Origin of the sequence: Saccharopolyspora flava (assembly GCF_900116135.1) — a bacterium.
GTDB lineage: Bacteria > Actinomycetota > Actinomycetes > Mycobacteriales > Pseudonocardiaceae > Saccharopolyspora > Saccharopolyspora flava.
The window spans coordinates 289883-297930 of record NZ_FOZX01000009.1; the positions used below are offsets into that span (position 1 = coordinate 289883).

The 8048-nt window shown below is 68.5% G+C and carries 7 protein-coding genes and 1 pseudogene; 5 read left to right on the forward strand and 3 right to left on the reverse strand.

The annotated features are described in order from the left end of the window. Positions 1-151: 151 nt before the first annotated feature. The gene (locus tag BM424_RS23435) at positions 152-2638 is read right to left on the reverse strand and encodes an ATP-dependent Clp protease ATP-binding subunit (RefSeq protein ID WP_093421938.1); all 2487 of its coding nucleotides are present in this window, start codon (positions 2636-2638) and stop codon (positions 152-154) included. Positions 2639-2845: 207 nt separating this feature from the next. On the opposite strand from BM424_RS23435, the gene BM424_RS23440 reads away from it, so the two are divergent. The 4 genes from BM424_RS23440 to BM424_RS23455 all read left to right on the forward strand — a co-directional run bounded on the left by BM424_RS23440 (position 2846) and on the right by BM424_RS23455 (position 5403). Then, positions 2846-3472, forward strand: coding sequence for a class I SAM-dependent methyltransferase (locus BM424_RS23440; RefSeq protein ID WP_093421940.1), 627 nt, complete (start codon positions 2846-2848; stop codon positions 3470-3472). A 33-nt stretch (positions 3473-3505) separates the two neighbouring features. Next, positions 3506-3994: an XdhC family protein gene (locus BM424_RS23445; protein WP_093421943.1), complete on the forward strand. Its 489-nt coding sequence runs from the start codon at positions 3506-3508 to the stop codon at positions 3992-3994. 217 nt (positions 3995-4211) lie between these two features. Next, complete coding sequence (locus BM424_RS23450; RefSeq protein WP_093421945.1) at positions 4212-4667, forward strand: (2Fe-2S)-binding protein; 456 nt, start codon at positions 4212-4214, stop codon at positions 4665-4667. A 115-nt stretch (positions 4668-4782) separates the two neighbouring features. Beyond that, on the forward strand, positions 4783-5403 hold the full coding sequence (locus BM424_RS23455; protein WP_245776072.1) for an AMP-binding protein: 621 nt from the start codon (positions 4783-4785) through the stop codon (positions 5401-5403). Positions 5404-5543: 140 nt separating this feature from the next. Here BM424_RS23455 and BM424_RS29770 read toward each other — a convergent pair whose 3' ends face one another. Together BM424_RS29770 and BM424_RS23460 are read right to left on the reverse strand one after the other, a co-directional pair. Beyond that, positions 5544-5930, reverse strand: a complete 387-nt coding sequence (locus BM424_RS29770) for an AMP-binding enzyme (RefSeq protein ID WP_342742646.1) — start codon at positions 5928-5930, stop codon at positions 5544-5546. Between the two features lie 39 nt (positions 5931-5969). After that, positions 5970-7073: pseudogene (locus BM424_RS23460) on the reverse strand (class I adenylate-forming enzyme family protein); the annotation flags it as partial. A gap of 853 nt (positions 7074-7926) precedes the next feature. Here BM424_RS23460 and BM424_RS29590 point away from each other — a divergent pair. Continuing rightward, positions 7927-8048 (forward strand): transposase (locus BM424_RS29590; RefSeq protein ID WP_139274143.1); only part of this gene is annotated, 122 nt, incomplete at its 3' end.

Genomic DNA, 8048 nt, shown 5'->3' on the forward strand with positions numbered 1-8048 from the left:
GTACCGCCTGGTTGAACAAGTATCGCAACGTTGGAACCCGCTGTGAAGGGTCAATCCAGGCGACCCCCTCGGCAACTCGCAACCCGCTGACCTGCGCACACGAAACGAGGCGGGCACCCCCGCAGGGATGCCCGCCTCGTCGTCAGCGGCCTCACGCGGCGACCGGCGCCTCCACCTGGAAGTCCAGCGCGCCGTCCCGGGCACCGACCCGCAGCCGGGTGCCCTCGGTCAGCTCACCGTCCAGCAGCAGATCGCTGATCCGGTCGTCGACCTCCCGCTCGATGGCCCGGCGCAACGGCCGCGCACCGAACTCGGGCTGGTAGCCGCGGTCGGCGACCCAGGCCACCGCGTCGTCGTCGAAGACGACCTCGACGCCCATGTCGGCCAGCCGCTTCGTGGTGGTCTCCAGCAGCGCCCGCGTGATGGTGTGCAGCTGCTCGCCGTCGAGGCGCTTGAACACCACGATCTCGTTGATGCGGTTGAGGAACTCCGGCCGGAAGGCGTCCTTGAGCTTGGGCATCACCCGCTCCTCCAGGTCCTGGGTCGGGCTGCCGGCCGTGAAGCCGATCTTGCCGCCCGCGCTGGAGACGACCTCCGAGGCCAGGTTGCTGGTCATGATCAGCACCGTGTTGCTGAAGTCCACCGTACGGCCCTGACCGTCGGTCAGGCGCCCGTCGTCGAGGACCTGCAGCAGGGTGTTGAACACGTCCGGGTGCGCCTTCTCGATCTCGTCGAGCAGCACCACCGAGTACGGGCTGCGCCGCACGGCCTCGGTCAGCTCACCGGCCTCGCCGTGGCCCACGTAGCCGGGCGGGGCGCCGACCAGGCGGCTGGCCGTGTGCCGCTCCTGGAACTCGCTCATGTCCAGCCGGATCATCCGCTGCTCGTCGCCGAACAGCGACTCCGCCAGGGCCTTGGCCAGCTCGGTCTTGCCGACACCGGTCGGGCCCAGGAACAGGAAGCTGCCCACCGGGCGGGACGGGTCGCCCAGGCCGCTGCGGGAGCGACGGACCGCGCGGGCCAGCGCCCGCACCGCGTCGTCCTGGCCGACGACCCGCTGGTGCAGCTCCGATTCCAGGTTGCGCAGCCGGACCTTCTCCTCGGCCGTCAGCCGCGACACCGGCACGCCGGTGGCGCGCGAGACGACCTCGGCGATGTCGGCCGGGCCGATCTCCAGCACGCCCGAGCCGCCCTCGTTCAGCCGTTCCTGCGCGGCGGTGATCTCGTCGCGCAGCGCCGAGGCCCGCTCGTAGTCCTCGGAGGCGACCGCCTCGTTCTTGAGCTGCTCCAGCCGCTCGACCTTGGCCCGCAGCTCGCCGTCGTCGGCGACGCCGGAGTTCAGGCGCTTGCGGGCACCCGCCTGGTCGATCAGGTCGATCGCCTTGTCTGGCAGGAACCGGTCGTTGATGTACTGGTCGGACAGCTTCGCGGCGGCCTCGACGGCCTCCTCGGTGTAGCTGACCTTGTGGTGCTTCTCGTACTGCTCCTGCAGGCCCCGCAGGATCGTGATCGTGTCGGCCACGCTCGGCTCGGGCACCTGGACCGGCTGGAAGCGGCGCTCCAGGGCCGGGTCCTTCTCGATGTTCTTGCGGTACTCGTCGAGCGTGGTGGCACCGACGATGTGCAGCTCACCGCGCGCCAGCCGCGGCTTGAGCATGTTGCCCGCGTCCATCGCGCCCTCGGCGCCACCGGCGCCGACGACGGTGTGCAGCTCGTCGATGAACACGATCAGCTCGCCGCTGTGCTCCGAGATCTCGTCGATGACCTTGGTCATCCGCTCCTCGAAGTCACCGCGGTAGCGGGTGCCCGACAGCATCGCCGACAGGTCCAGCTGCACGACCCGCTTGCCGGTGAGCACCTCGGGCACGTCACCGGAGGCGATGCGCTGGGCCAGGCCCTCGACGATCGCGGTCTTGCCGACACCGGCCTCGCCGACCAGGACGGGGTTGTTCTTGGTGCGGCGGGACAGGATCTCGATGGTCTGCTCGATCTCGTCAGCGCGGCCGATCACCGGGTCCAGGCCGCCTTCGCGGGCGGTGGCGGTGAGGTCGCGGCCGTACTCGTCCAGCGTCGGCGTCTCCCCGCCGCTGGGACCGGACTTCGGCGCCTGCTGCGGCGCGGGGCGCTGCGTGGCGTCGCGCAGGGCCTCCGGGCCCGCACCGGCGCCGCCCAGCAGCCGGCCGGCCTCGGTCTCGGGGTTGGCCGACAGCGCCAGCAGCAGGTGCTGCGGGCCGATGTAGGTGGAACCCAGCGCGCGGGCCACGCGGTGGGCGTCGGCCAGCGCGGTGCGCGCGGCCAGGGTCAGCGAGACGGATTCGTCCTCGACCGGGGTGCCCGAGGCGGGCAGGTGTCCCTCGACCTCCTTGGCGAAGGCCTCGGTGTCCACGCCCAGCTGGCTCAGCTGCGCCCGGGTCGGGTCCTGCTTGGCGGCCGACCACAGCAGGTGCAGCGCGTCCAGGCTGCCCTGCCCGCGGTCGCGGGCGAACTTCGCGGCCTCGCCGACCAGCTGCTGCGCCTGCTCGGTCATCAGCTCGGTGATGTCGACGCGGCGCGAACCGGCCGTCGAGTCGTCGGCCCCGAAGAAGCGAGCGAAGTACTCGTCGAACGGGCCACCGACCGGTCCGAAGAACGTCGCCATGTCCAACCTCCTCGTGGCGGTCTTGCTCAGCATCGCCGCCATCTAGTTGAGTCTGTCGCTATCAACCAACGTAAGCGAGTGCGCCGTAATTCCAAGTTGATCGGGTTGTGGCGCGCGTCACTCGGCAGGTTCGGCCCGAATCCGTTGACCTCCAGCTAGGTGGAGGTCCGAGGCTGGCGTGACCAGCTCGGATGAAGGGGACACATCATGGGAACGTCCGTGGACCGCGCAGTATTCGACGAGGCGTATGTGGCGGGCACCGCACCGTGGGTGATCGGCGCGCCGCAGCGCGCGGTCGTCGAGCTCGAACGCGGCGGGGAGATCTCCGGCGCGGTGCTCGACCCCGGCTGCGGCACCGGCGAGCACACCCTGCTGCTGACCGAGCTCGGCTACGACGTGCTGGGCGTGGACTCCGCCCCGCACGCGATCGAGCTCGCCCAGGCCAATGCCGCTGAACGCGACGTGCCCGCGCGCTTCGCGGTCGCCGACGCGCTGGCGCTGACCGGCGGTCCCTACGACACCGTCGTCGACAGCGCCCTGTTCCACGTCTTCGGCGAGGACGACCGGCACCGCTACGCCCGCAGCCTGCACGCGGTGTGCCGACCGGGGGCGACGGTGCACGTGCTGGCGCTGGCCGACGTCGAACCCGCGCTGGGCCCGGTCGTCGCCGAGTCGGTGTTCCCGCGCGTGTTCACCGGCGGCTGGCGGCTGGAGCGGGTCCGCCCGAGCAGCTACCAGGGGATCGCGCGCGGCGAGCACGCGCAGGCCTTCGGCGTCGCCGACGGCGAGCAGGTCGACGTGCCGGCGTGGCTGGCCACCGCGACGCGGTTGTAGAGCGAGGAGGTCCCGGCCTGGCATCCTGGCGGTATGACGACCGAGGATGCCGCGTGCGCGGTCGCGCACGGTGAAGTACCGACCGAGTCCGGGCAACGCACGCTGGTGGCGGTCTTCGCCTCACCGGTCGCCGAGCACCTGCTGCGCTACGGCCGGGACCTCGGCTACACCGCGATCCTCGTCGATCCCGCAGGCGCCGACGGAGCCCTGACCGCGCTGCCGGAGCTGGGGCCCGACACCGACGTGGTCGTCACCGACCACCACCGCGAGGAGCTCGGCCCGGTCCTGCGCGACGCGTTGCGGCACGAGGCCCGCTGGATCGGGATCATGGGCAACCCCCGCCACGAGGGCCCGCACGTCCAGGCGCTGCGCGACCTCGGCGTGGACGAGGACCGCATCAAGCGCGTGCACCGCCCGATCGGCCTCAACATCGGCTCCCGCACGCCCCCGGAGATCGCCATCGCGACCCTCGCGGGCCTCATCGCCGACCGCAACGCGAAACCCGGCGGCTTCGACTTCTGACGACGTCGGGCAGTTGTTGTCATAACGAGACCAACCGCGAAAAGGCATCCGCAGCAAGCGCACTGGTGCGTTCAGCGCAGCCTTCCGAATGTCCGGTTGAGCCGATCGGCTCAACCGGACGCTTTTTCGTGCCTGGCGGGACTGCCGCGAGGGCGGTGCGGCGGTCGGGTTAGTTTGCGCTGCCCGTCCGCACGTCCAGCTGGGAGTCCGCAGTCCGATGCCTGAGTTCGAGTTCACCGTCAACGGCGACAAGGTCGCGGTCGATGCCCCGTCCGAGGCGCCGCTGCTGTGGGTGCTGCGGGAGCAGCTGGGGATCACCGGCCCCAAGTACGGCTGCGGCATCGGCGTCTGCCGGGCCTGCACCTCGCTGATGAACGACGAGGAGATCCAGCCCTGCACGGTGTCCGTGGCGGAGGCCGCGGGCACGAGCATCACCACGATCGAAGGCCTCGCCGACGGCGACGAGCTGCACCCGGTCCAGCAGGCCTGGATCGACCAGGACGTCGCGCAGTGCGGCTACTGCCAGCCCGGCCAGATCATGGCCGCCGTCGCCCTGCTCAACGACACCGCCGACCCCTCCGACGAGGACATCGACGCGATCGAGAACGTCTGCCGCTGCGGCACCTACTCCCGCATCCGCGCCGCGATCAAGGACGCCGCCCAGAACATGTGACCCACCGCGACCCCTCGCCCGGACCGCGTCGGGTGGTTATGCTCCGCGCGCCCCACGTCGGGCGTGAGAGGGAGGCTTCGCCTTGTCCGGGATCGCTTTTCGGGAACTGAGTCCGGTGTCCTTCCTGGAGCGCGCGGCAGCGGTGTTCGCCGACCGCCCCGCGGTCGTCGACGGCACCCGCCGCGACACCTACGCGCAGCTCTGGGACCGCGCGCAGCGACTGGCCGGGCTGCTCGCGGCACGCGGGATCCGCCCCGGCGACCGGGTCGCGGTGCTCTCGCCCAACACCCACCTGCTGCTGGAGGCGCACTACGGCGTCCCGCTGGCCGGTGCGGTGCTGGTCGCCCTCAACACCCGCCTCGCACCGTCCGAGATCGCCTACATCCTGGACCACAGCGGCGCGAGCCTCGTCCTGGTCGACGCCGAACACCGCGACGCGCTGGGCGAACCGCCGATCCCGGTGATCGACTCCGGCGACTACGACGCGCTCGTCGACGCTGCCGAACCGCACCGCGTCGAGGTCACCGACGAGCGGTCGCTGCTGTCGATCAACTACACCAGCGGCACCACTGGCCGCCCCAAGGGCGTGATGTACCACCACCGCGGCGCCTACCTGCAAGCCCTCGCGATGGCCTACCACGCCAAGCTCGACACCTCGTCCCACTACCTGTGGACCCTCCCCATGTTCCACACCAAGCAATACTGCCGCGAACTACCAAGCCCGGTTACGGCGTAAGGGGTAGATGTAGCTGCGTGACCTGCGAAGAGGTGTTCGCAGTGGCCCTGTCTGGTGCCGCTAGGCCCGACGGGCTGTGCGGGCTTGCCCAGAATTCGCTTGACACTGTCAACTGAAGTCTCGGCACCCGCGGCTGTGGGCTAGGTTCTGTGAGGTTTGCGGAGTTCGGCGCGTCGGATTTTGCCGGTTTGGGTCTTGGGTAGCTCGTCGATGATGTGGATCTGGCGGGGGCGTTTGTAGGCCGCTAGGCGTTCCTGCGTGAAGGCGATCAGTTCTGGCTCCGTGGCGTGTGTGCCTGCCTTCAGCGAGACGTGGGCGACAACTGTTTCGCCCCGGTAGTCGTCGGGTTGTCCCACCACGGCGGCTTCGTGCACCGATGGGTGTTCGTACAGCGCGTCCTCGACCTCGCGTGGCCAGACCTTGTAGCCGGAGACGTTGATTTGGTCTTTGAGCCGGTCGACGAGGTAGATCCAGCCTTGCTCGTCGATGATGGCGACGTCGCCGGTGCGCAGTCGGCCTTCGGGCATTGTCTGCTCGGTGGCCTCGGGCTTTTGCCAGTATCCGGGCACGACCTGTGGGCCGCTGAGCTCGAGTTCGCCTTGCTGGCCGTGGGGTAGGGGTGTGCCGTCGGTGTCCACGATGCGAGCGGTGAGGTTCGGCATCGGCATGCCGATGGACAGCGTCCCGCTCGGTTGGCGGACCGGCGCCTTGCGTCCTGGAGGTACCGCGATGACCGCGGAGCTGGTCTCGGTCATTCCGTACCCGTTGTGGATGTAGACACCGAACCGGTTCTGGAATCGCTCGACGGTCGCCGGAGGGATCGGGGCCCCTCCGGAATAGAGGGTCTTCGCGGCCGCGAAATGCTCCGGACCGGCCTGTGGCAGTTCGTAGATCGCGTTGTAGGCGGTGATGGAGCCGATCGTGAACGTGACGCCGTGTTCGCTGAACGCATCGAGGGCGACTTCGGGGTGGAACCTGTTGGCGAACACGAGGGTGGTGCTCGTGATCAGCGAGAGGGTTGCGTTGACCACCGCGCCGGTGATGTGGAACAGCGGGGCGATGGCGAACACGACGTCCCTGTCGCTCAACTCGATCCACCTGCCGTAGGCCGCGACCGTGTGGAGGACGTTGCCATGTGTGTTCATGGCACCCTTCGGCGGCCCGGTCGTGCCCGAGGTGTAGGTAAGGAACGCGACATCGTCATGGATGAGGGGCACCGGTGTGGGGCGGGCGCCCTCGTATTCCCTGATTAGGTCGACGAGATCGCCGTCGGGCGCTGGCGTGGAGCGCTCTGTCGTGGCGAAAACTCGCGGGTCATTGCGTGACTGGTAGTCCAGTGCCGAGGTGCTGATGAGCCACTGGACGGTGCTCCCGTGCAGGGTGTCGAGGGTTTCTTCGACATCGGTGTCGGTGCACACGATCCCGATCGCTTCGGCGTCGTCGATGAGTCGGCGCAGTTCGCGGTTCCGGTACATCGGGTTGAGTCCCAGCGCCGTGGCACCGAGTTTCCACAGGGCCAGCAGCACGAGTGCGTACTGGGGGATGTTTTGCAGGTACACGCCCACGCGGTCGCCGCGCTTGGTGCCACGCGCTTCGAACGCGGCCGCTAGGGCGTCCGAAGCCGCGTCCACCTCTTGAGCCGACAAGGTGCCGTCGAAGTAGCGCAGCGCCGGGGCGTTCGGAGCTTACTCCACGCGCGCTTTCCACGCGTCCGCGAGTGAGGCGTGGACGTTTCTCGTCTCTGCTTCGGTACCGGGAGGCAACACAGCTGCGCACGGTAACTCCTCGGACACAGCCATGTCTTGTCCTTCCGGCCTCAAAGCAGACGGCGCCCAGCTGTCGAGGCGCCTGCGCGGCGTGCAGGCTTGATTGTGCCAACGATGTTGCTGCTTGGAGCTGTCAGTCGTCCACTCGCCGGCCCCGACGATCCGCGAAATCCCTCTTGCGCACTGCGATGAATTTAGTTCTGGCGGTATTACGATTTACCTTAATGATTCCGGACGCGCTGCGATTCAAACCGCGCTGACGCAGTGGGGTGAGAAATGCTTGATCGGGCCTTCGATGAGCAGGTGAATGCTTGTGAATTGAGTCCGGGTGACCTGGCTTCTGCACAGCGTTTGGCGGATGCTGCGCCGCCAGTTAGTGATGATACTGCGGCGATCTTGATCGGCCTCTTGGGAACGGGTCGAGATCAGTACGAGGCGCGCGGAAGTTGCGATTACCGGGGTTCTCCACGGCTTGAGCACGATTCTTGAGGGGGCGCTGGTTCACGCACCTTTCGGTGATGGTGTAGACGGATCTTCTAAGAGCCTGTTCCTGAACTTGATCTTGGGTGGTGGGTGGGTGCGGGCATGAGAAGGGACTCCTGGTAGATCGGTTGATGCCTAGTCATCCGCTCTACCGAGGAGTCCCGAGGTGTCATCGTGCCCGAATGCGTCGCTGGTTCACGCGCGGGGTGGGCAATGCTGCCTGCTGGCCACCTCGCATCGCCCTTCACGCAGGTCACGTCGCTATCCCTCGGACATGAGCGAGGCGCAGTGGGCGGTCATTGAGCCGCTGCTACCGACGCCAGGATGGCTGGCCGGTCGAGGCGGACGTCGAACCAAACACTGCCGCCGCGAGATCGTTGACGCGATCCTGTACGT

Bases quoted from the DNA above. Each gene is read 5' to 3' on its own strand.
- BM424_RS23440 (WP_093421940.1), top strand. From the start codon at position 2,846: ATGGGAACGTCCGTGGACCGCGCAGTATTCGACGAGGCGTATGTGGCG.
- BM424_RS23445 (WP_093421943.1), top strand. From the start codon at position 3,506: ATGACGACCGAGGATGCCGCGTGCGCGGTCGCGCACGGTGAAGTACCG.
- BM424_RS29770 (WP_342742646.1), bottom strand. From the start codon at position 5,930: ATGCCCGAAGGCCGACTGCGCACCGGCGACGTCGCCATCATCGACGAG.
- BM424_RS23435 (WP_093421938.1), bottom strand. From the start codon at position 2,638: ATGGCGACGTTCTTCGGACCGGTCGGTGGCCCGTTCGACGAGTACTTC.
- BM424_RS23450 (WP_093421945.1), top strand. From the start codon at position 4,212: ATGCCTGAGTTCGAGTTCACCGTCAACGGCGACAAGGTCGCGGTCGAT.